The 23,536-nt window shown below is 71.0% G+C and carries 20 protein-coding genes; 12 read left to right on the top strand and 8 right to left on the bottom strand.

Translation table 11 applies throughout. From position 1 onward, the window contains the following. Positions 1 to 1,172 precede the first annotated feature (1,172 nt). Positions 1,173 to 2,078 carry a ParA family protein gene (locus ACULK2_RS17975; protein WP_445968214.1) on the top strand — a complete coding sequence of 302 codons (906 nt, stop codon included), beginning with the start codon at positions 1,173 to 1,175 and terminating at the stop codon, positions 2,076 to 2,078. Further along, on the top strand, positions 2,078 to 3,055 hold the full coding sequence (locus ACULK2_RS17970) for a ParB/RepB/Spo0J family partition protein (protein WP_445967782.1): 978 nt from the start codon (positions 2,078 to 2,080) through the stop codon (positions 3,053 to 3,055). Before ACULK2_RS17975 ends, ACULK2_RS17970 begins: the two co-directional genes overlap by 1 nt. A gap of 25 nt (positions 3,056 to 3,080) precedes the next feature. On the opposite strand, the gene ACULK2_RS17965 is transcribed toward ACULK2_RS17970, so the two are convergent. The 6 genes from ACULK2_RS17965 to ACULK2_RS17940 form a co-directional block, all read right to left on the bottom strand. Then, entirely contained in the window at positions 3,081 to 4,040 is a 960-nt protein-coding gene (locus ACULK2_RS17965) for a D-alanine--D-alanine ligase family protein (RefSeq protein WP_445967783.1), read from the bottom strand. 16 nt (positions 4,041 to 4,056) lie between these two features. Further along, the gene (locus tag ACULK2_RS17960; protein WP_445967784.1) at positions 4,057 to 5,379 is read right to left on the bottom strand and encodes an aminotransferase-like domain-containing protein; all 1,323 of its coding nucleotides are present in this window, start codon (positions 5,377 to 5,379) and stop codon (positions 4,057 to 4,059) included. Positions 5,380 to 5,526: 147 nt separating this feature from the next. Next, positions 5,527 to 5,850 (bottom strand): thioredoxin, encoded by a 324-nt coding sequence (gene trxA / locus ACULK2_RS17955; RefSeq protein WP_401000532.1) that lies wholly within the window; start codon positions 5,848 to 5,850, stop codon positions 5,527 to 5,529. 77 nt (positions 5,851 to 5,927) lie between these two features. Then, positions 5,928 to 6,938 carry a thioredoxin-disulfide reductase gene (trxB, locus tag ACULK2_RS17950; RefSeq protein ID WP_445967785.1) on the bottom strand — a complete coding sequence of 337 codons (1,011 nt, stop codon included), beginning with the start codon at positions 6,936 to 6,938 and terminating at the stop codon, positions 5,928 to 5,930. Between the two features lie 174 nt (positions 6,939 to 7,112). Beyond that, positions 7,113 to 8,735 carry a murein biosynthesis integral membrane protein MurJ gene (gene murJ / locus ACULK2_RS17945; protein ID WP_445967786.1) on the bottom strand — a complete coding sequence of 541 codons (1,623 nt, stop codon included), beginning with the start codon at positions 8,733 to 8,735 and terminating at the stop codon, positions 7,113 to 7,115. After that, complete coding sequence (locus ACULK2_RS17940; protein WP_445967787.1) at positions 8,728 to 10,908, bottom strand: DUF6049 family protein; 2,181 nt, start codon at positions 10,906 to 10,908, stop codon at positions 8,728 to 8,730. Before ACULK2_RS17940 ends, murJ begins: the two co-directional genes overlap by 8 nt. A gap of 116 nt (positions 10,909 to 11,024) precedes the next feature. On the opposite strand from ACULK2_RS17940, the gene ACULK2_RS17935 reads away from it, so the two are divergent. The 7 genes from ACULK2_RS17935 to dnaB all read left to right on the top strand — a co-directional run bounded on the left by ACULK2_RS17935 (position 11,025) and on the right by dnaB (position 17,610). Continuing rightward, on the top strand, positions 11,025 to 12,461 hold the full coding sequence (locus tag ACULK2_RS17935) for a CCA tRNA nucleotidyltransferase (protein WP_445967788.1): 1,437 nt from the start codon (positions 11,025 to 11,027) through the stop codon (positions 12,459 to 12,461). A gap of 303 nt (positions 12,462 to 12,764) precedes the next feature. After that, entirely contained in the window at positions 12,765 to 13,715 is a 951-nt protein-coding gene (locus ACULK2_RS17930) for a hypothetical protein (protein ID WP_445967789.1), read from the top strand. Positions 13,716 to 13,995: 280 nt separating this feature from the next. Further along, positions 13,996 to 14,379, top strand: coding sequence for a 30S ribosomal protein S6 (gene rpsF, locus ACULK2_RS17925; RefSeq protein ID WP_445967790.1), 384 nt, complete (start codon positions 13,996 to 13,998; stop codon positions 14,377 to 14,379). A gap of 5 nt (positions 14,380 to 14,384) precedes the next feature. Continuing rightward, the gene (locus ACULK2_RS17920; RefSeq protein WP_445967791.1) at positions 14,385 to 14,903 is read left to right on the top strand and encodes a single-stranded DNA-binding protein; all 519 of its coding nucleotides are present in this window, start codon (positions 14,385 to 14,387) and stop codon (positions 14,901 to 14,903) included. A 73-nt stretch (positions 14,904 to 14,976) separates the two neighbouring features. Continuing rightward, complete coding sequence (rpsR, locus tag ACULK2_RS17915; protein WP_067947514.1) at positions 14,977 to 15,237, top strand: 30S ribosomal protein S18; 261 nt, start codon at positions 14,977 to 14,979, stop codon at positions 15,235 to 15,237. Between the two features lie 11 nt (positions 15,238 to 15,248). Then, entirely contained in the window at positions 15,249 to 15,701 is a 453-nt protein-coding gene (rplI, locus tag ACULK2_RS17910) for a 50S ribosomal protein L9 (protein ID WP_445967792.1), read from the top strand. Positions 15,702 to 16,236: 535 nt separating this feature from the next. Beyond that, positions 16,237 to 17,610 (top strand): replicative DNA helicase, encoded by a 1,374-nt coding sequence (gene dnaB, locus ACULK2_RS17905; protein ID WP_445967793.1) that lies wholly within the window; start codon positions 16,237 to 16,239, stop codon positions 17,608 to 17,610. 91 nt (positions 17,611 to 17,701) lie between these two features. Here dnaB and ACULK2_RS17900 read toward each other — a convergent pair whose 3' ends face one another. Beyond that, positions 17,702 to 18,073, bottom strand: coding sequence for a hypothetical protein (locus ACULK2_RS17900; protein ID WP_445967794.1), 372 nt, complete (start codon positions 18,071 to 18,073; stop codon positions 17,702 to 17,704). A gap of 129 nt (positions 18,074 to 18,202) precedes the next feature. Here ACULK2_RS17900 and ACULK2_RS17895 point away from each other — a divergent pair, with 129 nt between their 5' ends. From ACULK2_RS17895 to ACULK2_RS17885, 3 genes are all read left to right on the top strand, one after another. Next, positions 18,203 to 19,378 (top strand): aminotransferase class I/II-fold pyridoxal phosphate-dependent enzyme, encoded by a 1,176-nt coding sequence (locus ACULK2_RS17895; protein ID WP_445967795.1) that lies wholly within the window; start codon positions 18,203 to 18,205, stop codon positions 19,376 to 19,378. A gap of 164 nt (positions 19,379 to 19,542) precedes the next feature. After that, positions 19,543 to 20,568 (top strand): ScyD/ScyE family protein, encoded by a 1,026-nt coding sequence (locus ACULK2_RS17890; RefSeq protein WP_445967796.1) that lies wholly within the window; start codon positions 19,543 to 19,545, stop codon positions 20,566 to 20,568. 193 nt (positions 20,569 to 20,761) lie between these two features. Next, the gene (locus ACULK2_RS17885) at positions 20,762 to 22,723 is read left to right on the top strand and encodes an FAD-dependent monooxygenase (RefSeq protein WP_445967797.1); all 1,962 of its coding nucleotides are present in this window, start codon (positions 20,762 to 20,764) and stop codon (positions 22,721 to 22,723) included. Between the two features lie 47 nt (positions 22,724 to 22,770). Here ACULK2_RS17885 and ACULK2_RS17880 read toward each other — a convergent pair whose 3' ends face one another. Then, positions 22,771 to 23,496 carry an IclR family transcriptional regulator gene (locus ACULK2_RS17880; RefSeq protein WP_445967798.1) on the bottom strand — a complete coding sequence of 242 codons (726 nt, stop codon included), beginning with the start codon at positions 23,494 to 23,496 and terminating at the stop codon, positions 22,771 to 22,773. Positions 23,497 to 23,536 lie beyond the last annotated feature (40 nt).

Below are 23,536 nucleotides of genomic sequence, written 5' to 3'. Positions count from 1 at the left end.
CGCGCGAATCCGCGGGGCGAGTCGCGGATGCTCGGCGATGACTCGTGGGGGCGTCCGATGCGGCGATTAGGCTTGGGTGTCGGAGACGATCGCGGCAGGACCAGCGCGATCGCGAACGGGGTAGGAGAGCGCAGATGGCGAACGGTGGCCGGGGCTGGTTCCAGCGAAGGAAGCCCCACGCCGACCCGAGGCCATCCACCCCGCAGGACGTCCGGCCCGAGCCCACACGCCTCGAGGCGTACGAGGCGCAGCGGCGATCGGACACCGCCTCGGGTGGCGCAGCAGCCGACGCATCCGCGCGACCGGACTTCGATTCGCTCCTTCGCCCGTCGGAGCCCGTCGCTGTCGTCGATCCCACTGAGCGGGCACCGATGACCCCACGGACGGAGACCCGCGATTCCGAAGCCGACCGCAGGTGGGCGCCGCCGGAGGAACCCCGGGATACGTCGGGGCCTACGGCGGCTCCCGTGCCGCGCCGCGCCGATACCCGGAGCCCGGATGCCGGTGAATCGCCCGAGCCGCCGACCGGGCCGGTCGAGCGAACGAACCCGCCCGTGGCGTCCGTTCCCGCGGACGAACCGCGCTTCGCGCCGCCGGAGAGGGAGGATCCCGCCCGATCGGAGGTGGAGCGGCCACGCGCCTCCACCAGGTACGACTGGGATGCCGCCACCGCTGCAGCGCTCTCCGGGGACGCTGCACCGGATTCCTCTCCCACGGGCAGGGCGCTCCCCCACAGCGATGCCGACAGGCTCCTCGAGGACATCATCCGCGAGATCGTGGGCGACGCCACAGCGGAGACGGTATCGAGCCTCCACCAGCCGCGACCGGTGCATGACGATCCAGTCACCCGTGAGTCCAGGCCGGCGGTGTCCGACCCGGGGCGGAGTGAGCCCGTGCCCGACCATCCGACGGCCGTGGTCGAGTCGGCGGCCGGGGATGACGTGGAGCGGGGCTCGGAGGCGTCGACGAACGAGCCCGAGACCGTCCCCGGCGCCGGATCGGACGCGGCATCCGGGTCGTTCGGGCCGTATGCTGTCGTGGCGGGTGATGAACCGGAGATCGCGCCCGGGGTCCAGGACGTCGAGCACGCGGGCCCGGCATTCCACCCCTACGCCGCAGCGACGAGTCACGCCGTCGTGGCCGACCCCGACGAGTCGGTTTCACGTGAAACATTGGAATCACACGGAGGAACTCCCCTGGCCGATCAGCTTGCCGACGAGACCCGGCGCCGTCTCGCGCTCGACCAGGCCGTGCTGCCGCTGCCGGAGAACACGCGCGTGTTCACGATCTCGAACCAGAAGGGCGGCGTGGGCAAGACCACGTCGGCGGTGAACCTCGCCGCGGCGCTCGCCCGGGCGGGCGCACATGTCCTCGTGGTCGACCTCGACCCCCAGGGCAATGCGTCCACCGCACTCGGCGTGGACCACCGTTCCGAACTGCGGAGCGTCTACGAGGTCCTCGTCTCCGACCTCCCGATCGCCGACGTGGTCCAGAAGTCGACCGAGCACGAGAACCTCGACTGCGTCCCCGCGACCATCCACCTCGCCGGGGCGGAGATCGAGCTGGTCTCCCTGGTCGCCCGCGAGCAGCGGCTTCGTCGCGCCCTCGACGCGCATCTCGCAGCGATGGAGCGCCCGTACGACTACGTGTTCATCGACTGCCCGCCGTCCCTCGGGCTGTTGACCATCAACGCCTTCGTCGCGGCGCGCGAGGTGCTCATCCCCATCCAGTGCGAGTACTACGCACTCGAGGGCCTGTCGCAGCTGCTGAGCAACATCGAGCTCATCGAGCGCCACCTCAACCCCGAGCTGCGGCTCACGACGATCCTCCTGACGATGTACGACTCGCGCACGAACCTCGCGCAGCAGGTCGCCCAGGAGGTCCGCGACCACTTCCCCACCCAGACCCTCGACACGATCATCCCCCGTTCGGTGCGCGTCTCGGAGGCGCCGAGCTACGGGCAGAGCGTGATCAGCTACGACTTCGCATCCACCGGTTCGCTCTCCTATCGCGAGGCGGCCGCTGAGATCGCGTGGCGCGGGGCGCAGGATGCGTCCGACGAGAAGGAGTCCAACTGATGGCGACCAAGCGCACCGGGCTCGGGCGTGGGATCGGCGCTCTGATCCCCACCACCGAGGACGCAGCACCGCGGGCGAACCGGCCGGTTGACGTGTTCTTCCCTGACAGCGAAGCACCGAAGGCGGCGGTCACCGCGGTCGAGAGCGCCGTCGAGGCCAACCTCGTCACGGTCCCCGGTGCACACCTCGCTCGGCTCGACCCCGACGACATCGTGCCGAACGCGCAGCAGCCGCGATCGATCTTCGACCCCGAAGACCTCGAGGAACTCGTGCACTCGGTCCGCGAGTTCGGCGTCCTGCAGCCGATCGTCGTCCGTCCCCACCCCGACGTACCGGGCAAGTACGAGCTCGTCATGGGCGAGCGTCGACTTCGCGCGACGAAGGCGGCCGGGCTCGACTCGATCCCCGCGGTCGTCAAGGACACCGCGAACGAGGCGATGCTCCGCGACGCGCTCCTGGAGAACCTCCACCGCTCGCAGCTCAACCCGCTCGAGGAGGCATCCGCCTACCAGCAGCTCCTCGCCGACTTCGGCATCACGCAGGAGGAGCTCGCGGCGCGGATCGGTCGGTCACGTCCGCAGATCTCGAATACGCTGCGTCTGCTGAAGCTGCCCGAGCCGGTCCAGATTCGGGTCGCCGCCGGGGTCCTGAGCGCCGGCCACGCGAGGGCGATCCTCGCCGCGGGCGACCCGGAGGCGATGCAGCGCCTCGCCGACAAGATCGTGAACGAGGACCTCTCGGTTCGCGCGGCCGAGGCGATCGTGTCGGCCTCGCCGAAGCCGGCCCGCGTGAAGCCCGCTGCGGGGAAGCGCCAGGAATTCCTCGACGACCTGTCCACGCGGCTCGGAGACCGTCTCGACACCCGGGTGAAGATCTCTCTCGGCGCACGGAAAGGCCAGATCAACATAGATTTCGCGACGGTTCAGGACCTCCGTCGCATCCTGGCGGAGCTCGGCGAGAACCTCGACGGGCTCTGAGCCTCCGGGTGTCCGACCGCGCGTCTCAGGCTCCGCGGCGTGCCGCCGTGCGCACCAGGCCGTCGTAGAACTCCGAGGCGTCCGTCCCCGATGCCTCGATCGCGAGGGGGACGAGCGAGGTCTCGGTGAGTCCGGGCAGCACGTTCGCCTCGAGGAACCAGGGCGTGCCCTCGTCGTCGACGATGAGGTCGACCCGCGAGAGGTCGCGCAGTCCGAGCACGCGGTGTGCGCCGAGGGCCGCCGCGGTGGCCCGTTCCACGTCCTCCTCCGAGAGGCGGCACGGAGAGAAGAACGTGGTCTCCCCCGCGTTGTAGCGCGCCTGGAACGAGTACACGCCGGCGGACGGCACGATCTCGACCGCCGGAAGGGCGCGAGCCGCGCCATCCGTCTCGACGATCGCGATCGCCAGTTCGGTCCCGCTCACGCGACGCTCCACGACGGCCACGTCGGCGTACGTGAACGCGTCGACCATCGCGCGGGGGAGGTCGGCCGACGCCTCGACGATCGTCACGCCCTGGGCGGATCCGCCCGATCCGGGCTTCACGACGAGGTCGCCAGGCAGCGCCTCGCGCACGACCCGCAGGACGCTCGCGGCACCCAGCTCGCGGAAGGCCTCGTGCGAGAGCACGATCGACTCGGGCACCGCTCCCCCGGCCCCGGCGACCAGCGAGCTCGCGACCGGCTTCGACCATGCGCGACGTGCCGCCGCGCCGGTCGATCCGACCGTCGGGATGCCGAGCGCGGCGAGCAGCTCGAGCAGCGTGCCGTCCTCACCGCTCGAGCCGTGCAGGGCGGGGAACACCACGTCGGGGCGATGCTCGGCCAGGTACGGGAGCAGGCCGGCGTCGGGATCGCGGAGTTCGACGCGGTGCCCGCCTTCGCCGAGGGCATCGGCCACGCGTCGCCCCGACCGCAGCGAGACATCGCGTTCGTGCGAGATGCCCCCGGCGAGCACGACGACGGAGAGGCCGGTGGAATCGCTCATGATCAGGGGTTCTCCACTACTTCAGGTCGGTGGGCGGGGCCGGCTCGATGCCGGGTCGATCGGGAAGCTGGAGCGTGCCGGTGCCGGCGAACGTGTCGAGCAGGTCGAGTTCGCCGTTGACCACCGTGGCGAGACGGCGGATGCCGAGCCGGATGGCGTCGGGCGTCGGGTAGCAGAACGAGAGCCGCATCGCGTGCCGACCGCGTCCGTCGGCGAAGAACGCCGTGCCGGGCGTGTACGCGACGAGTTCGCGGACCGCACGGGGAAGCATCTGCTTCGAGTCGAGCATGTCCGGCAGCGTCACCCAGACGTAGAACCCGCCGTTCGGGTTCGTCCACGAGAGCTGCGGCAGGTACTCCCCCAGTGCTTCGATCATCGCGTCCTTGCGCTCGCGGTAGACGCCGCGGAAGGCGTCGATCTGTCCGCGCCAGTCGGCCTGCGAGAGGTACTCGGAGACCACGAGTTGGCTGAACGAGGACGGCGACAGGATCGCCGATTCGGCGGCGAGGATCAGCTTCTCGCGGATGGCGTGCGGCGCGAGCGCCCAGCCGACCCGGAACCCGGGCGCGAGGGTCTTCGAGAACGAACCGAGGTAGATGACGCCCTCGGGGTCCATCGATCGGAGCGCGGCGGGGGCGGGCTCGTCGAAGTGCAGCAGGCCGTACGGGTTGTCCTCGAGCACGAGGATCTCGTTGGCGCGGCAGATCTCGAGGATCTCGGGCCGACGGGCGGCGGAGAGCGTCACGCCGGCGGGGTTGTGGAAGTTGGGGATCGTGTAGAGGAACTTGATCCGGCGGCCCTGGCCGCGCAGGTGCGCGATGGTCTCGCGCAGCGCCTCGGGGATGAGCCCCTCGTCGTCCATGGCGACGTGCACGACCGACGCCTGGTAGGAGCGGAAGACGCCCATCGCCCCGACGTACGACGGCGCCTCGGCGAGGACCACGTCACCCGGGTCGAGGAAGAGCTTGGCGACGAAGTCGAGGGCCTGCTGCGATCCGGTCGAGGTCACGACATTGTCGACCGAGGCGCGGATGCCCTCGAGCGACATGATCTCGAGGATGTGCTCGCGCAGCTTCGGGATCCCCTGGCCGGAGCCGTACTGCAGGGCGACCGGCCCCTGCTCGCGCATCGTGCGCTCGAAGGCCGACGTGATGAGCTCCTGAGGCAGCGCTGAGACGAACGGCATGCCGCCGGCGAGCGAGACGACTTCGGGCCGGGACGCCACGGCGAACAGCGCACGCACCTCGGAGGCGGCGAAGCCGGCGGCTCGCTCGGCGTAGTTCGCGTACCACGGATCGAGGTTGTTGCCGGCCCGCTGGGGCACTCCGTCAGAGGTCACTGCTGGATTCCGTTCTGCTCAGGCCTTCCATGCTAGCCAGCCCGGAGATGGCGCCCGAACCGGATGCCGCCGAGTGACGCCGGACGCGGCGGAGGCCCGTAACCACGCAATGTGGTTACGGGCCTCCGGGAACGAGGGACGCTCGGATCAGCCGATGAACTCGGCGAGGTCCTGCTCGAGGATCGGCTTGGGCTTCGCACCGATCACGGTGCGGACGACCTCCCCGCCCTTGAAGACCTTCATCGCCGGGATGGCGGTGATCTGGTACTTCATGGCGAGTCCGGGGTTCTCGTCGACGTTCAGCTTGACGATGTCGAGCTTGTCGGAGTGCTCGGTCGCGATCTGGTCGAGGATGGGGCTCACCGCGCGACACGGGCCGCACCACTCGGCCCAGAAGTCGACGAGGACGGCCTTGTCGTTCTGGAGGACCTCCTGCTCGAAGGTGGCCTCGGACACTGCACGTGCGGTCATGGAATTCTCCTTAGGTGGAAGCGAAGTCAGGGGTGAGGCCGACGTATGTCGATGTCGGCATCCACTCCTGGGGTTGGTCAGCGGGAGACGTCGGCGAGGTCGACGGCGACGAGGTGGTCGACCTCCGCCGCCTCGGCGGACGCCTCGACGGGCTCGTCGTTCGTGTCCTCGAGGGCCGCGAGGTAGTGCTCCGCGTCGAGGGCGGCGACCGTGCCGGAACCGGCCGCGGTCACGGCCTGGCGGTAAGTCGGGTCGATCACGTCGCCCGCGGCGAACACGCCCGGCACCGAGGTGCGCGAGGAGCGCCCGTCGACCGAGATCGTGCCCTCGGCCGTGAGCTCGAGCTTGCCGTGCACGAGGTGCGTGCGGGGGTCGTTGCCGATCGCGACGAACAGTCCGTCGAGGTCGAGCGCGCTGACGTCGCCCGAGACGGTGTCGCGGAGCGTGACACCGGTCACGGCGGTGTCGCCGTGGATGGCCGAGACCTCGGCGTTCCAGACGAACTCGATCTTGGGGTTGTCGAACGCGCGCTGCTGCATGATCTTCGACGCCTTGAGCTGGTCGCGGCGGTGGATCACGTAGACCTTGTCGGCGAAGCGCGTGAGGAACGTGGCCTCCTCCATCGCCGAGTCGCCGCCGCCGACGACCGCGATCGTCTTCTCGCGGAAGAAGAACCCGTCGCACGTCGCGCACCACGAGAGGCCGTGACCCGAGAGGCGCTCCTCCTCGGGGAGACCGAGCTTGCGGTAGGCGGAGCCGGTCGCGAAGATGATCGCCTTCGCCTCGTGCTCACCGCCGTTGCCCAGCTTGACGCGCTTGACGGGGCCGTCGACGTCCAGCTCCACCACGTCGTCGTAGACGACCTCGGTACCGAAGCGCTCGGCCTGCGCCTGCATCTTGCCCATGAGATCGGGGCCCATGATGCCCTCGGGGAAACCGGGGAAGTTCTCGACCTCGGTCGTGTTCATCAGCTCGCCGCCGATCTCGACGGAAGAGGCGACGAGCAGCGGCTTCAGTTCGGCGCGGGCCGCGTAGATGGCGGCGGTGAAGCCCGCTGGCCCCGACCCGATGATGATGATGTCGCGCAAACCCGCTCCTGTCGTTCCGTACGATGCCCGCGGCATCCTACTCAGCGGATGCCACGACATGGTGAACACAGTCTAGGCGGCGCCTATTCCGGCGCGTCGGGCGCTCGCAGGCGGGTCACAGTCTCGCGAGGGGGCGAGCGGATGCCGCAGGCTCCCGCCCCGCGTCATCCGCCGTCACCGTCGGCGCAACCGGGCCAGAACGGGGCCGGCGAAGCCGCGGAGCTCGGGCGAGCGCAGGAGCCACAGGATGCCGAAGTAGAGCACCGCCATGACCGTGCCCGCGATGGCCATGACGACGATCGCGCCCCAGCGGTCGGCGACGGCGAACCCGCCCGGTTCGAACGCGCCGAGCGCCCACACGATCGCGAATCCCGCGGCGACCGGGACGAGGACGGCGGCGATGTCGCGAGCGAGGCTCGCGAGCACGCGCTTCGCGTCGAGACGCGCGAGCTTCGGCCTGAGGAGCACCACGGCGAGCCCGAGCTGCACCGTGCCGGAGATGGTGGTCGCGAGGGCGACGCCGACCGCCGTCCACTCCACCGGGAGGAGCAGCGCGGTCAGGGCGAGCGCGGTGAAGACGACGACCTGCACGAGCGTGAAGATGAACGGCGTGCGCGTGTCGCCGAGCGCGTAGAACGTGCGCTGCACCACGAACAGGATGCTGAAGCCGACGAGCCCGATCGCGAAGGCGATGATGACGTTGCCGAGGGCCGATGCGTTCGCGAGGTTCCCGGGCTGGAACACGGCCGCGAACGGGTAGGCGACGACGACGAGCACCGCGGACGCGAGCACGAGGATCAGGGCCACGGCGCGGACCGCGCCCGACAGGTCGTCTCGGACCCGATCGAGGAAACCGTCGCGCGCGTGCTCGCTCATCCGCGTGAAGTAGGCGGTCGCGATCGAGACGGTGATCACGGAGTGCGGGAGCATGAAGATGAGCCACGCGTTCTCGATCGCGGCGACCGACGCGCCCTGCTCCGAGGCCGTTGCGGCGACCCGTGTCTGCACGATCCCGGCGAAGGTGGTGAGCAGCAGCATCCCGAACGTCCAGGCCGCCATGCGGCCGGCCGATCGCAGCCCGACCCCGCGCCAGCGGAAGTCGGGGCGGTAGCGCAGGCCGATCCGGCGCCAGAACCAGAACAGGACGACGGCCTGGGCGGCGATGCCGAGGGTCGCCGAGCCTGCGAGCAGGGCGATCATGCCCGGCGTCCAGTCCGCCGCCGTCCGCGTGCCGTCGGGGTCGAAGCCGAAGGCGAACCCGAACACCACGAGGCCGATGAGCGCGACGACGTTGTTCAGGACCGGAACCCACGTGAACGGACCGAAGCTGCGGCGCGCGTTGAGCACCTCGCCGAGCAGCGTGTACAGGCCGTAGAAGAAGATCTGCGGAAGGCACCAGAACGCGAACGCGGTCGCGAGCGCCAGCGTGTCGGGCGGGAAGCTGCCGCCGTAGATCCAGGCGAGCACGGGTGCGAGCGCCGTGGCGACCACCGTCGCCGCGCCGATCACGACGAGCGCGAGCGTGACGAGCTTGTTGATGTACGCGCTGCCGCCGTCGGCGTGGGCGCTCGCCCGCACGATCTGCGGGACGAGCACCGCCGAGAGCACCCCGCCCGCGACGATCACGTAGACCGTGTTCGGCAGGCCGTTCGCCACGGCGAACGCGTCGGCGCTCGCCGAGCCGACGACGCCGATCGTCGCCGCGAGGACGATCGCCTTCAGGAACCCGAGGAGGCGGGAGACGATCGTGCCCGACGCGAGGAACAGGCTCGCCCGGGCGATGCGGTCGTCAGCCATTCGAGGGGTCCTCCGGGCGGCGGTCGGCGGGCTCGGCGGGATCGGCGGGCTCGGCGGGCTCGGCGGGCTCGGCGGACGTCGCGCCGGCCGCGGCATCCGTCGTCGCCTCAGCGCCCCGACGACGGCGGCGCAGGATGGTGCGGACGATGCCCACGCCGAAGACGACCACGGCGAGCACGGCGAGGATCGTCGCGCCCACGCCCTCCCAGTCGGCGTGCACGTTCGCGGGGATGGCCACGATCGAGCCGAGCGGCGTGCCGTCGGGCGAGGCGAGCGAGACCTCGAGGTCGACCTCGCCGCTGCCGACCCCGGCCGCGACGGGCACCTGCACCGTGCGCCGGCTCTCGCCCTCGACGGTCGCCTCGACGGTGTCCTCCACGAGCAGACGGCCGTTCGACGGGTCCACCGTGACGACGACGTTCACCGGGTAGGGCAGGTCGTTCTGGATCGTGATGGGGATGCCCGTCTCGCTCGCGACCACGAGCACGCTGCTCGTCGGCACGACCGAGACCGAGTCGGTGATCGCGCGCTGGTCGACGAGCCAACGGCCGACGGCCTCGGTCCACTCCGCGGGCTGGTCGAGCCAGCCGACCGAGAGGAGGCCGAGCAGGTCGCGGCGCGTCGGCGCGGTGAGCAGGGTCGGGTCGTCGAGCACGTCGGAGAACTCGTCGACCGCGACTTCGGCGCTGAGCAGCCGCTGGACGTTCTCGAGGCGCTGGGCGTCCTCCGGCAACGAGACGAGCGTCCGGGACGCCGGCGGTGCGCCGACCGCCTCGGCCAGCGTCGCGGTCCGCGACCAGGATGAGCCTGCGAGGGCGGCGAGCGTGTCGGCGACGCGGTCCGCCTCGGCACCGGCCGATCGGGCGAACGTTCCGAGGAGGGTCGTGCCCGCACCCGCACCCTCGCCCGCGCCGACGGCGAGCTCGGCCAGCAGGCGAGAGGTCGCACTCCGCCACTCGGCGTCGGTCTGCGCGGCGGCAGCGAGCCGCAGGGGCGTCTGCAGCCGGGCGTCGGCGACGACCGCGCCGCGACCGTCGACGGTCGAGGCGGCGTTGGCGCCGTCGCGACCGGGTTCGACGTTGCCCGGTGCGAGGATCGCCGTGGTCAGGCCGCCGATCGCGAACCGATCGAGGTCGCCGGATGCCACGGTGTCATCGGCCGGCCAGGCGACGTCGGTGCGCGTGAAGTCCCAAGCGAGGAGGTCCTCGTCGGTCGGCGTCTCGCCGGGCGAGGTCGTCGCACCGGCGGGGCCCTGCGGCTCGGCGAAGCTCGCCGGGTCGATGAGGTCCGTGAACCCGATCGGCTCGAGCGGCGCGTCGAGGCCCGCCTGCGACTGCGCCGCGAGGTCGGCGTCGGCGTACGCGAGCGGGAACACCTCGTTCGGCATCAGCGCGAGCGACTCGAGCCAGTCGACCGCGGACTCCGGGGCCGACGAGCCGAGCACCCGCACGGACAGCGGGATGCGGGGATCGAGGCCGACCGCGACCCCGGCGCCCGCGACGGCGTCGAGCTGGCGGGTGAGCAGGCCGGCGGGACCGGTCCACGACTCCAGCCGGTCGGCGGAGATGATGCCGCCCTCGTCCACGGGCACCGTCAACGGGTACGCGAGTGCGAGCCCGGGACGGTCGTCGTCGTCGACGAGCGCGTTCGCGACGGCCGTCGTGCCGCCCGCGACATCCGCCCCGGCCGCCTCGAGCGATGCGGCGAGGCCGATCGCCGGGTCGGCGGCGTCGGTCGCGTTCGCGGGGAGCGTGAACTCGAGCGTCGTGACGGCACCGACCGGCAGGGCGGCGGTGGCGCGTTCGAACACGGTCCGGGCGGACGGAGGCAGCCCGCCGTCGCTCGCCCAGGCGTCGAGCCCGGCTGCGTCGTCGAGCCCCGACGGGGCGACGCCGAGCGAGAGGGTGCCGGCCTCCACCGCCGTCTCTCCGCCGTTGACGATCTCGACGACCACGTCGATCGGCGCGCCGGCCGTCACGACCGTGCCGTCGGCGGGAGCGACGCTCAGGCTGACTCCGGCGACGGGCTCGGCCGCACGGGCGGCCGCGGGACCGGCCGGACCGTCGAGGGGCGCGACCGCCCCGGCGAACGCGAGGGCCGCGGTCGCGGCCCCGGCGGAGATGAGGGCGAGGAGTCGGCGCAGGCGTCGATGGGGGGTCGACTCGGCCGGCATGGAGGCGATTCTACGGTGAGCGACCCGGGAGGTCGCGGGGCCGTCCCCGGGGCGCCGTCGCGCCGTCGAAGGGTCGCGGGCCGCGGCTCGGACGCCGCGCTGCCTAACATGGAGCAATGCAGAGTGTCGCGGAGGCCCTCGACCGGCTCGCGGGTCTGGCGGCCTCGCCGACGGTCGCCACGCTCGCCGACGCCTTCCGGGCGGCCGGTCACGAGCTCGCCCTCGTCGGCGGACCCGTCCGCGACGCGTTCCTCGGCCGGACGACGAACGACCTCGACTTCACGACGGATGCGACGCCCGACGAGATCCTCGCCGTCGTGAAGCCCGTCGCCGAGGCGCACTGGGACATCGGCCGCGCCTTCGGCACCATCGGTGCGATCGTGCACGGCCACACCGTCGAGGTCACCACGTACCGGGCCGACGCGTACGACGGCACCTCGCGCAAGCCCGAGGTCGTGTTCGGCACGTCGCTCGAGGACGACCTCGTGCGCCGGGACTTCACGGTCAACGCGCTCGCCCTGCGCCTGCCGCAGCGCACGCTCGTCGACCCCTCGGGCGGCGTCGAGGACCTCATCGGCCGGGTGCTGCGCACGCCCGCCGCCCCCGAGGTCTCGTTCGGCGACGACCCGCTCCGCATGATGCGGGCGGCGCGCTTCGCGGCGCAACTCGGGTTCGAGGTCGAGACGGACACGCTCGCCGCGATGTCCGCCCTCGCGCCCGAGATCGACCGCATCTCCGCCGAGCGGGTCCGCGACGAGCTGTCGAAGCTGCTCTCCACGGGCGCGGCGAGCCGCGGCATCCGCCTGCTCGTCGACAGCGGCATCGCCGCGCGCGTGCTCCCCGAGATCCCGGCCCTGCGCCTCGAGATCGACGAGCACCACCACCACAAGGACGTCTACGAGCACAGCCTGACCGTGCTCGACCAGGCCATCGACTACGAGGTGTCTCGCGGCGTGCTCGACTCCCCCGACCTCGTGGTGCGCCTCGCGGCGCTCCTGCACGACATCGGCAAGCCCGCGACCCGCCGCCTCGAGTCCGGCGGCGCCGTGTCGTTCCACCACCACGACATGGTCGGCGCGAAGCTGGCGAAGAAGCGGCTGCGCGAGCTCCGCTTCGACAACGACACGATCAGGGCGGTCGCGCGACTCATCGAGCTGCACCTGCGCTTCTTCGGGTACACGGATGGCGCGTGGTCCGACTCCGCCGTGCGGCGGTACGTGCGCGACGCGGGCGACCAGCTCGAACGGCTGCACATCCTGACGCGGGCGGATGTCACGACGCGCAACCGCCGGAAGGCCGACCGCCTCGGGTTCGCGTACGACGACCTCGAGGAGCGCATCGCGCGGCTCGCCGAGGAGGAGGAGCTCGCCGCCGTCCGGCCCGAGCTCGACGGGCAGCAGATCATGCAGATCCTCGGCATCCGCCCCGGGCCCCTCGTCGGCGAGGCGTACAGGCACCTGCTCGACGTGCGCCTCGACGAGGGCCCGATCGGGCCGGATGCCGCGCGCGAGCGCCTGCTCGCCTGGTGGGCCGCTCGCGGCCCCTCCGCCTGACCCGCCGCCCGCTTCCGCTTCCCTCCCCCTGCCCGCGCTGCCCGCCCTGCCCGCGCTGCCCGCGCTGGCCCCTCTGCCCACCCTGCCCGCCCTGCCCGCGCTGCCCGCCCTGGCCCCTCTGCCGGTCCTGCCGCTCGCGGGGTCGTTTCGCGTCAGCGCGCGGCCGCCGACGCCGAGGTGCCGGCGCGAAGTGACCCCCGGGACGCGGACCGCCTCCTCCACATCACCAACCGAGGCCGAGCGATCCACACGACGAGCGGCGTCGCGCTGACGGAGTGTTGGCAAGGCGACACCCTCGTCCGCATGCGGGAGCTGCCACTCGGGTACGTCAGGTCGGCGGGCCAGGGAGTCACCGGTGCGAGGACGCTGCAACGCGACGTCGGAGCGGGTCGTCTGACCAGGGTCCGTGCGGGCGTCGTCGCCGGCCGAGCCGCCTGGTCGGACGCCTCGGACGTGAGCCGATACCTGACGAGGATCGCGGCCGTCGTGAACACGAGGAGAGACCGGGTCGTGCTGACCCATGAGGCGGCTGCGGCGATCTGGGGCATCCCGCACCTCGGCCGTCGCCCCGACTCGGTCGACCTTGCCGATCGGCGCGGGACGTTCCCGCGCTCGAGGAACGGCGTGCGGTGGCGTCGGACGCCGTTCGACGTGGAGGAGGTGGTCGAACTCGGCGGCTACCTCGTGACCGGGCTCGCGCAGACCCTGATCGATCTCGCCTGTACGCGGGACTTCGTCGGTGCGGTGACGGCGCTCGATGCGGCGCTCGGCGGGCGGCTCGGCAAGGCGTCCCCGGTCGACCGGGCCGTGCTCCTCCAGGTGCTCGGACGTCACCGGCGCACGGGCTCACGCGATGCGGTCTCCGCGATCGAGTTCGCCGATGCGCGCTCGGAATCGGTGGGCGAATCGCTGAGCCGTGGTCAGATGCATCTCATCGGGTTCCCGGCGCCGGTCCTCCAGGCCGAGTTCCCGCGCCTCGACGGCGGCATCGACCGGACGGACTTCGACTGGCCCGAGTTCGCGTTGTTCGGCGAGTTCGACGGCGACCTCAAGTACTTGGATCCCGACTACCGTTCGGGGCGCACCATCGAGCGCGTGATCCTCGACGAGAAGAAGCGATCCGACCGGATCCGGAGTCGCTACAGGAGGTCCGAGGTCCGGTGGGACTGGTCGGTCGCGCGGTCACCGACGCGGCTCCGCGCGCTTCTCCTCGATGCGGGACTGCCGATCGTCCGACCGAGGCGCTTCCCCTGAACTCCGGGGGTCATTCTGCGACGGATCTCGGGGTCGGTCGACCGAGGGATGTCGCGAAGTGACCCCGCGAGCTCGGCGGGCGGGGGCGGGGGGGCAGGGGGCAGGGGGCGAGCGGAGGGGGCGAAGGCAGCGGGAGCGCGGATGTGCGCGGGAGCGCGGCATCCGTTACGATGTGAAGGTTGTCTGCGTGCCCGAGTCCGGGCCTCCGCAGTACGACGCATGTACACCCTCCTGTCACAGACCGTCTGTGACCGCTGAGTCCGAAGGAGGTGGGTCTGTCATGCACCAGTACGAGCTGATGGTCATCCTCGATCCGTCGATCGACGAGCGCACCGTTGCTCCGAGCCTCGACAAGTTCCTCAACGTCATCCGCAAGGACGGCGGCACCGTCGACAACGTCGACATCTGGGGCAAGCGTCGCCTGGCCTACGAGATCGACAAGAAGTCCGAGGGCATCTACGCCGTCGTCGACTTCACCGCCGAGTCCGCGACCACCAATGAGCTCGACCGCCAGCTGAACCTCAGCGAGGCCGTCATGCGCACCAAGGTGCTCCGCGCCGAGGAGGGCATCGCCCAGGTCGCCGCCGCGAAGAAGGCCGAGGAGGCGAAGGCCGCCAAGAAGGCCGCCGCCGCCGCGAAGGCCTCCGCCAAGAAGGACGCCTAGTCCTCATGGCCGGCGAGACCGTCATCACCGTGGTGGGCAACCTCACCGCCGACCCCGAGCTGCGCTACACGCAGAGCGGGCTGGCTGTCGCGAACTTCACGATCGCGTCGACGCCCCGCACGTTCGACCGTCAGGCGAACGAGTGGAAGGACGGCGAGGCCCTCTTCCTGCGTGCGAGCTGCTGGCGTGAATTCGCCGAGCACGTCGCGGGATCGCTCACCAAGGGAACCCGGGTCATCGCTTCCGGACGTCTCAAGCAGCGCTCCTACGAGACGAAGGAGGGCGAGAAGCGCACCACCATCGAGCTCGAGGTCGACGAGATCGGCCCGAGCCTGCGCTACGCCACCGCGTCCGTGACGCGCGCCCAGTCCAACCGCGGCGTCGGCGGAGGCGGCTCCTTCGGGGGCGGCCAGCAGTCCGACGACGCGTGGGCGCCCAGCGCTCCTGCGCAGCAGTCCTCGGGCGGCGGCGGCGACGTCTGGAACACCCCGGGCACCAACTACGGCGACGAGACGCCCTTCTAAGGCCTGACGGCCGGCGGCGGATGCCACGTGGCATCCGCTCGCAACCAGAACTCACACACGACAGGAAAGATCAATGGCTGGAAAGAGCAGCGGCGACCGCCGCAAGCCTCGCGGCGGCAAGGGCGCGAAGAACGCCGCCCCCGCGAAGTCCGTCAAGGTCGGCGTCATCGACTACAAGGATGTCGCGACCCTTCGGAAGTTCATCTCGGAGCGCGGCAAGATCCGTGCCCGTCGCATCACCGGTGTCTCCGTGCAGGAGCAGCGCCTCATCGCCCGCGCCGTGAAGAACGCGCGCGAGATGGCGCTCCTGCCCTACTCGGGCTCCGGCCGCTAAGGAGCACGACAATGGCAAAGATCATCCTCACGCACGAGGTCTCGGGTCTCGGCGAGGCCGGCGACGTGGTCGAGGTCAAGAACGGGTACGCCCGTAACTACCTCGTCCCCCAGGGCTTCGCGACCCCGTGGACCCGTGGCGGCCAGAAGCAGGTCGACCAGATCAAGGCCGCGCGCGCCGCGCGCGAGCTGCACTCCCTCGAGGACGCGCAGGGCCTCAAGGCCAAGCTCGAGTCGGGCAAGGTCAAGCTGGCCGTCAAGGCCGGCCTCGGCGGCCGCCTCTTCGGCTCGGTCAAGCCGGCTGATGTCGCGGCCGCGGTCGCCGACGCGGGCCTCGGCGAGATCGACAAGCGCAAGGTCGAGTTCACCGCTCCGGTGAAGTCGGTCGGCGACCACGAGGTCACCGTCAAGCTGCGCGACGAGGTCACCGCGACGATCACCCTCCAGGTGGTCGCGGCGAAGTAGTCGCTTCCGACGCAGGGCGCGGCGGGGGGCATGTGCCCCTCGCCGCGTCGTCGTCTGCGGGCCTTGCGGATGGACGCCGACGGGCCGCGCGCACCGGCGTCGATCGGGGGCATTCCGACCTGTGCACTACACCCGTCGAGAGGGGCCTCGCAAGTCCACACTTTGGGGTGCTGTCCTCAGGTTTGTACACAGGACGGACGAGTCGGCGGGGGGGAAACGGAAGAATTTTCCCCCCACAGGTGTGGATTCGAGAAACCGCAGGTCGGAGTTGAATTCACGCCGTGTCATTCACAAGAATTCCACAGTTCTCCACAGGAGCTGTGCACATGTTCCGCGGCGTTTCGCCCACGTACTCCACAGAGTTATCCACAGGCTGGCTTGTGCTGTCGGGACCCCTTCCTTATGGTGAGTCAGTCTCCTTCGGAATGACGCCGTGAAGGGGCCCCGCCAGAGCCGTTCGACGAGGTGTCGGGGGGTCCGAGCAGACTGGTCGCGGGGCGATGGAACATGCCCGGCGGGTGAGCGGAGGTAGCACGTGTCGATCGCGCACATCGGGATCGCCGAACCCGTCGACGACCCCGACGCACGGCGGGGCGAGCGCACCCCTCCGCACGATCTCCTCGCGGAGCAGAGTGCGCTCGGCGGCATGATGCTCTCGAAGGACGCGGTGGCCGACGTCATCGAGACGCTCCGCGGCGTCGACTTCTACGTGCCCAAGCACGAGGTCGTGTTCAATGCGATCCTCGCCCTGTACTCGCACGGCGAGCCGACCGACGTGATCGCGGTCACCGACGAGCTGACCAAGTCCGGCGAACTGCAGCGAGCGGGCGGCGTCGAATACCTGCACACGCTCACCAGCCTCGTGCCGACGGCGGCGAACGCCGGCTACTACGCCTCGATCGTCGCCGAACGAGCGCTGCTCCGTCGCCTCGTCGAGGCCGGCACGCGCATCGTGCAGATGGGCTACGCGGGCGAGGGCGAGGTCGTCGAACTCGTCAACAACGCCCAGGCCGAGATCTACTCGGTGACCGGCTCGGTCGAGAGCGAGGACTACGTCCCGCTGACGGATGCCATCGGCACGGCGATCGACGAGATCGAGGCTGCGAAGCACACCGACGGCAAGATGACCGGCGTCCCGACCGGGTTCGCCGACCTCGACGACCTCACCAACGGGTTCCACCCGGGCCAGATGATCATCGTCGCCGCGCGTCCCGCGATGGGGAAGTCGACGCTCGCGCTCGACTTCGCGCGTTCCGCGGCGATCACGCACGACCTGCCCACGATCTTCTTCTCGCTCGAGATGGGGCGCAGCGAGATCGCCATGCGACTGCTGTCGGCCGAGGCATCCGTGCCCCTGCAGAACATGCGCAAGGGCACCGTCGACAGCCGCGACTGGACCACGATCGCCTCGACGCGAGGCCGCATCAACGACGCGCCGCTCTACATCGACGACTCCCCCAACATGACGCTCGTCGAGATCCGGGCCAAGTGCCGACGGCTCAAGCAGCGCGTGGGCCTCAAGATGGTCGTCATCGACTACCTGCAGCTCATGACGAGCGGCAAGCGCGTCGAGAGCCGCCAGCAGGAGGTCTCGGAGTTCTCGCGTGCCCTGAAGCTCCTCGCGAAGGAGCTCCAGGTGCCGGTGCTCGCCCTCTCGCAGCTGAACCGTGGTCCCGAGCAGCGCGCCGACAAGATGCCGGCGCTCTCAGACCTCCGCGAGTCGGGTTCGATCGAGCAGGACGCCGACATGGTGATCCTGCTCCACCGCGAGTCGGCCTACGAGCGCGACAGCCCGCGCGCGGGCGAGGCCGACCTCATCGTCGCCAAGCACCGCAACGGCCCGACCCGCACCGTGACGGTGGCGTTCCACGGCCACTTCTCGCGGTTCGCCGACATGGTGCAGGTCTAGCCGAGCTGCCCCCACCGCGCGCGGCCCGTCCCCGACGGGCCGCGCGCTCGCTCGCGCCGACCCTCGAAGGGGCTGGAGCGTGCCGCGGTGGTCAGCGCGCGCGGCCGTAGCGCGCCGCGCCGACGATCAGCGCCAGCGCCCCGCCGATGGCGGAGACGAGCGGCACCGCGGCGACCGCCAGCGCGATCGTGTTCGGCCGGAAGCGGAGGCCGTCGGGTCCGGTGATGTAGGCGCCGATCGGTACGGCGAACCCGCCTCCGCCTCCGCCGCTGCCCTCGCCGTGACCCGCGAAGTTCTTGCCGGCCTCGGGCATGTCGCCCGAACCCTCGCCCGCTCCGAAGCCGAAGACGACGAACGCGACGGGCACCGCCTCCTGTCCGTCGACCGTGGTCTTCTCGCCGTAGGCCACGCGTGCGCCCCACGAGGGGACCGATTCCGCCAGGTTCTCGATGAGCTTCCCCATGGGCTGAACCGTACGCGCCTTCGCCCGCGGCGGCCAGAGCCGCCCGGTGAACCGGCGATTGACGCCCGGGTGCCGCGGTTGGGATGCTGGCACCGACCCGTGACGAAGTGAAGCCGAGAGGCGGTCGACATGGTCCTGTCCACACGAGCCACCGAAGCGAGGGACTCCGTCGCGACGGTGACGTCGTTCTTCGCGAGCATCCAGGGAGCGGACGACCCCGACGCGCTCGACTTCACGTTCGGCAACCCGCACGAGATGGCGCTGTCGGGGCTGACCCACGCGATGCGGGCGCACCTCGAGCCGAGGTCGGTGGACTGGTTCGCCTACAAGACGAGCGAGCGCAGCGCCCAGGAGGCCGTCGCCGAGGGCCTGCGGCGCGAGCTCGGCCTCGACTTCGAGCCCGACGACGTCGCGATGACGCAGGGCGCGTTCGGCGCCATCCAGCTCGCGCTGGCCATGCTGACGGATGCCGGCGACGAGGTCGTCATCCCCGTCCCCGGGTGGTTCTGCTACGCGCCCATGCTGCACGCGGCGAACCTCGTGCCCGTCGGCGCGCCGCTCGCGCCGGTCGACTTCAGCCTCGACGTCGACGAGATCGCGCGGGCCATCACGCCGAGCACGCGCGTGGTGATCGTGAACTCGCCGGCGAACCCCACCGGGCGCGTGTACCCGAAGGAGACCTGGGACGCGCTCGCGGAGGTCCTCGACGAGGCATCCCGTCGACACGGTCGCCGGATCTGGCTGCTGTCAGACGAGCCATATCGCCGGATCCGCTTCGACGGGATCGGGTTCGCGAGCCCCGCCGGCTCGTATCCGTGGACGCTGATCGACTACAGCTTCGGCAAGGTGCTGCTGGCCCCCGGCCAGCGGCTCGGTTACCTCGCGATCTCGCCGCTCCTGGAACCGGCGGACCGCAGCGCGCTCCGCGCGGCCTGCATGCCGCTGCAACTCGCGATCGGCTGGGGGTTCCCCGACGCGCTCATGCAGTACTCCGTCCCCGACCTCGAGCACGTGTCGATCGACCTCGCCGAGCTCACCCGCAAGCGGGATCGCATGTACGGCGCGCTCCACGACGCGGGGTACACGCTCACCAGGCCCGAGGGCACGTTCTACCTGTGGGGGCGGGCGCCGGGGGGAGATTCCGCGGCGTTCTGCGGTGCGCTCGCCGAGCGCGGCGTCTTCCTCATGCCGGGGACGCTGTTCGACCAGCGCGCGCACTTCCGCATCTCGCTGACCGCGACCATGGGAATGATCGAGCGGGCGCTGCCGACGCTCGTCGAGTCAGCCGACCGGACGGCGAGCTGAGCCCACCGCTCCATAAGTGAGAAATCCTTGCGTTTGTCGGAGCGCAGGAGGATGCTGGGCGCGTGCCGCTTCGGCGCAGCCCCGCCATCGGCGCCGGGCGGAGAGGGGAATCGCCCCGATCCGGCGATGTCCCCATGTTTCGACCTGGATGGGGGGATCACGAAATGGAACGCAACCGAGCGGCGACCATCGCCGCGACACTCGCACTCGCATTCGCGTCGGCGCTGGTGCCGGCGACGGCGAACGCGAGTCCGCCGGGCGGCGCCGAGCCCGAAGTCGAACTGCTCGCCGATGGCCTCACCGGCCCGATCGGCAGCACGATCGGCCCCGACGGGGCGCTGTACGTCGCAGATCGTGCCGGTGGAGAGGTCGTGCGGATCGACACGGCGACCGGAGCGGTGAGCCCGTTCACGACAGGGTTGCCGGTGACCGGCCCGGGCGGCGTGTTCGACGTCGCCTTCGTCGGCGAGACGGCGTACGCACTGATCAGCGTCGTCGGCCCCGAGGTCGGCGGGACCGGTGTCGGCGGCGTCTACCGCATCGACGGCATCGACGACGTCACCCTGATCGCCGACACCGCGCAGTGGTCGATCGACAATCCGCCCGACGCCGACTACTTCGTCCCGAGCGGGGTGCAGTACGCATTCGTGCCGTACGGCGATGGATTCCTCGTGGCGGACGGACACCACAACCGAGTCCTGCACGTCGGAACGGACGGGGGCATCAGCGAGGTCGTCCAGTACGGCAACGTCGTGCCGACGGGCATGCAGGTGGTCGGCTCGAGCGTGCTCATCGCGGAAACCGGTCCGATCCCGCACGATCCCGCCACCGGCAGGGTGGTCTCGCTCGACCCGGAGACCACGGTCACCCGGGAGATCGCCTCCGGCGCGAGCCTCGTCGTGGACGTCGAGGCGGCCGCGTGCGGCTTCTATGCGCTGTCGCAGGGAGACTCGCCCGGCGACGTGGAACCCGGGAGCCCCGGACTGCCGGACAGCGGGGAGTTGCTCCGCATCGGCGGCGGCGGGACGTTCGAGGTCGTCGTCGACGGGCTCGACCGACCCACCTCGCTCTCCTTCGACGGGGACACGGCCTTTATCGTGACGCTCGACGGCGAGGTGCTCGTCATCGATGACGTCGCTCCCGACCGCCACGGGATGTGGGGCGGCTGCGGTCCGAAGGGCCAGGGCTGACGGGACTCCGACGACGAAGGGGCCGGGCACGGTGAATGCCGGCCCCTTCGTGCTGCCCGTCGTTCCCGCCGAACGCCCTGTTTGCGCACGGACGGATCCCGGCCTACCATGACCTCGCACGATATCGGAATGAGCAATTCGCATATCGAACACCACGGGATCCATCCCCCCACGACGACGTGAGGAGCACCACGTGCAGTTCCACCACCACGGATACGTCTCCGGCGACCCGCGCGTGCAGCCCGCTGCCGGCGTCGGCATCGACCGGCCCGACGAACTTCCCGACGAGGTCGACGTGCTCGTCGTCGGCTCGGGCCCGGCCGGCATGCTGCTCGGCGCGCAGCTCTCGCAGTACCCCGACGTCGTCACCCGCGTCATCGAACGCCGTGACGGGCGACTCGTGCTCGGCCAGGCCGACGGCATCCAGCCGCGCAGCGTCGAGACGTTCCAGGCGTTCGGGTTCGCCGAACGCATCATCGCCGAGGCCTACAACATCGGGTACATGAACTTCTGGGGCCCCGACCCGGCTGACCCGACGAAGATCATCCGGACCTCCCGCACGGAGGACTACGGATACAAGATCAGCGAGTTCCCGCACCTCATCGTCAACCAGGCGCGCGTGCTCGACTACTTCGCCGAAGCCGCCGCCATCGGGCCGGGGCGCATCGTGCCCGACTACGGCGTCGAGTTCACCGGACTCACCGTGCACGACGAGGGCTCCGAGTCCGCGGGCGAATACCCCGTCGAAGTCCGAGTACGCCACACCGCGGGCGAGCGTGCCGGCGAGGAGCGCACTGTGCGCGCCAAGTACGTCGTGGGCTCCGACGGCGCCCGCAGCGGGGTGCGCGAGGCGATCGGCCGCAGGCACGTCGGAGGCATCTCGGCGCACGCGTGGGGCGTCATGGACGTGGTCGTGAACACCGACTTCCCCGACTGGCGCACGAAGTGCGCGATCAACTCGGTCGCGGGCAACATCCTGCACATCCCCCGCGAAGGCGGGTACCTCTGCCGCATGTATATCGACCTCGGCGAGGTGGCCGAGGATGACCACCACGAGGTGCGCAAGACGCCGATCGAGACGATCATCGCCAAGGCGAACGACATCCTGAACCCGTACACGCTCGACGTGCGCAACGTCGCCTGGTTCAGCGTCTACGAGGTCGGTCATCGGGTCACCGACCACTTCGACGACCGCGAAGAGGGCGCGGATGCCGCTCCGCGGGTGTTCCTCACCGGTGACGCGTGCCACACGCACAGCGCGAAGGCCGGGCAGGGCATGAACGTCTCGATGCAGGACGGGTTCAACCTGGGGTGGAAGCTCGGCTCGGTCGTCACCGGCCGGGCACCCGCCGAACTGCTCGCGACCTATTCGGCCGAACGGCAGCCGGTCGCGCAGCAATTGATCGACTTCGACCGCGAATGGTCCTCGCTCATGGCGCGCAAGCCGGAGGAGATCTCGGACCCGCAGGAACTGGCGAAGCACTACCTCGGTACCGCCGAGTTCCCATCGGGGTTCATGACGCACTACGGCCCGTCGATGATCACCGGCGACGGGGCGCACCAGGCGCTCGCCACCGGGTTCCCGATCGGCATGCGCTTCAAGTCCTCCCCGGTGTCGCTCGTGTGCGACGGCAACGTCGTGCACCTGGGCCACCACGCGAAGGCCGACGGACGGTGGCGGATCTACGCGTTCGCCGACGCGCCCGCCGCCGGCGAGGCATCCGCTCTCGCGGACTGGGCCGAGTGGATGTCGTCGCCCGATGCCCCGCTCGCGCGGTACACGCCGGACGGGTCGGACGTCGACGCCGTGTTCGACGTCAAGGTGGTCTACCAGCAGCCGCACGAGGACGTCGACATCATGGCCGCGCCGGAGGTGTTCCGGCCGAGGACCGGGCCGCTCGCGCTCATGGACTGGGAGAAGGTGTTCGCGGCCGGGCCGAGCGCGTGGTGCCCCACCGACATCTTCGAGGAGCGGGGCATCTCACGCGACGGCGCCGTCGTCGTGGTGCGTCCCGACCAGTACGTCGCCCACATCCTGCCGCTCACGGCGACCGACGAGCTCGCGGATTTCTTCCGGCAGCACCTGCTGCCGCAGCGGGCGGCGGCGGGTGCTCCGGCCGACGCGACCGTCGAGGGCGATCTCGTCAGCCGCTGAGCGCAGGCCCCGCCCCGAGCAGTCGACCCGTCGCCGCGCCGGCGCGATCAGGCCCCGTAGCTGCGGGACACCGCGCGCGCCGCGGCGGCGAGCCGCTCGGCGATCTCCGCCTCCGGCCGCGGCATCGACACGTGGATCACCGCGATGGCCGCCGGCGGCTGGCCCGGGAGGGTGAGCGGAACCGCGACCGATCGGAGCGACGGCACCACCTCGTCGTGGCTGAGCGCATACCCGCGCGCCCGGCTCTCGGCGATCTCGGCGCGGAGCGCCTCGGGCACGTCGTCCGGCCACGAGCTCTCGGGCATCGCGAGCAGGATCGCCTTGCCCGGCCCGCCCCGCGTGATCGGGTGCCGGTGGCCCGGTCGGTACGACACGACCGTCATGGTCTGGCGGGGCGCCGCGCTGAGCAGCGTGACGGCCTCCTCGGTGTCGGCGAGCACCGCGATGAGGCAGGTCATTCCGAGTTCGTTCGCGACCTCGGTGAGCTCGGGCAGCGCGACCTGCTGCAGGTCGCGCGCGACGCCGGCGGCGAGGGCGGCGAGCCCGGTGCCGAGCGCGAGCCGCCCCGCGGCGTCGCGCGTGACGAGCGCGTGCTCCTCGAGCGTGCGGACGAGTCGGTACGCCACCGAGCGGTGGACGCCGAGGGCGGCGGCGACCTCGTCGATCGACAGGTTGCGGTCGGCGTCGGCGAGCACCTCGAGCACGCGGATGCCTCGGCTCAGCGTCTGCGATCCGGCCGGTGCGGTCGGTTTCGCTGCGTCCACGGCGTCCACTGCCGGCCTCCCGTCGCCTCGAGGCCCGGGCGATTGCCGC

Source organism: Agromyces molybdatiresistens, assembly GCF_052748445.2.
The sequence above is the reverse complement of the archived record's forward strand: the minus strand, read 5'-3'. Positions and strand labels throughout refer to the sequence as shown.

Bases quoted from the DNA above. Each gene is read 5' to 3' on its own strand.
- ACULK2_RS17970 (WP_445967782.1), top strand. From the start codon at position 2,078: ATGGCGACCAAGCGCACCGGGCTCGGGCGTGGGATCGGCGCTCTGATC.
- ACULK2_RS17965 (WP_445967783.1), bottom strand. From the start codon at position 4,040: ATGAGCGATTCCACCGGCCTCTCCGTCGTCGTGCTCGCCGGGGGCATC.
- trxA (WP_401000532.1), bottom strand. From the start codon at position 5,850: ATGACCGCACGTGCAGTGTCCGAGGCCACCTTCGAGCAGGAGGTCCTC.
- murJ (WP_445967786.1), bottom strand. From the start codon at position 8,735: ATGGCTGACGACCGCATCGCCCGGGCGAGCCTGTTCCTCGCGTCGGGC.
- ACULK2_RS17940 (WP_445967787.1), bottom strand. From the start codon at position 10,908: ATGCCGGCCGAGTCGACCCCCCATCGACGCCTGCGCCGACTCCTCGCC.
- ACULK2_RS17935 (WP_445967788.1), top strand. From the start codon at position 11,025: ATGCAGAGTGTCGCGGAGGCCCTCGACCGGCTCGCGGGTCTGGCGGCC.
- ACULK2_RS17930 (WP_445967789.1), top strand. From the start codon at position 12,765: ATGCGGGAGCTGCCACTCGGGTACGTCAGGTCGGCGGGCCAGGGAGTC.
- rpsF (WP_445967790.1), top strand. From the start codon at position 13,996: ATGCACCAGTACGAGCTGATGGTCATCCTCGATCCGTCGATCGACGAG.
- ACULK2_RS17920 (WP_445967791.1), top strand. From the start codon at position 14,385: ATGGCCGGCGAGACCGTCATCACCGTGGTGGGCAACCTCACCGCCGAC.
- rpsR (WP_067947514.1), top strand. From the start codon at position 14,977: ATGGCTGGAAAGAGCAGCGGCGACCGCCGCAAGCCTCGCGGCGGCAAG.
- rplI (WP_445967792.1), top strand. From the start codon at position 15,249: ATGGCAAAGATCATCCTCACGCACGAGGTCTCGGGTCTCGGCGAGGCC.
- ACULK2_RS17900 (WP_445967794.1), bottom strand. From the start codon at position 18,073: ATGGGGAAGCTCATCGAGAACCTGGCGGAATCGGTCCCCTCGTGGGGC.
- ACULK2_RS17895 (WP_445967795.1), top strand. From the start codon at position 18,203: ATGGTCCTGTCCACACGAGCCACCGAAGCGAGGGACTCCGTCGCGACG.
- ACULK2_RS17890 (WP_445967796.1), top strand. From the start codon at position 19,543: ATGGAACGCAACCGAGCGGCGACCATCGCCGCGACACTCGCACTCGCA.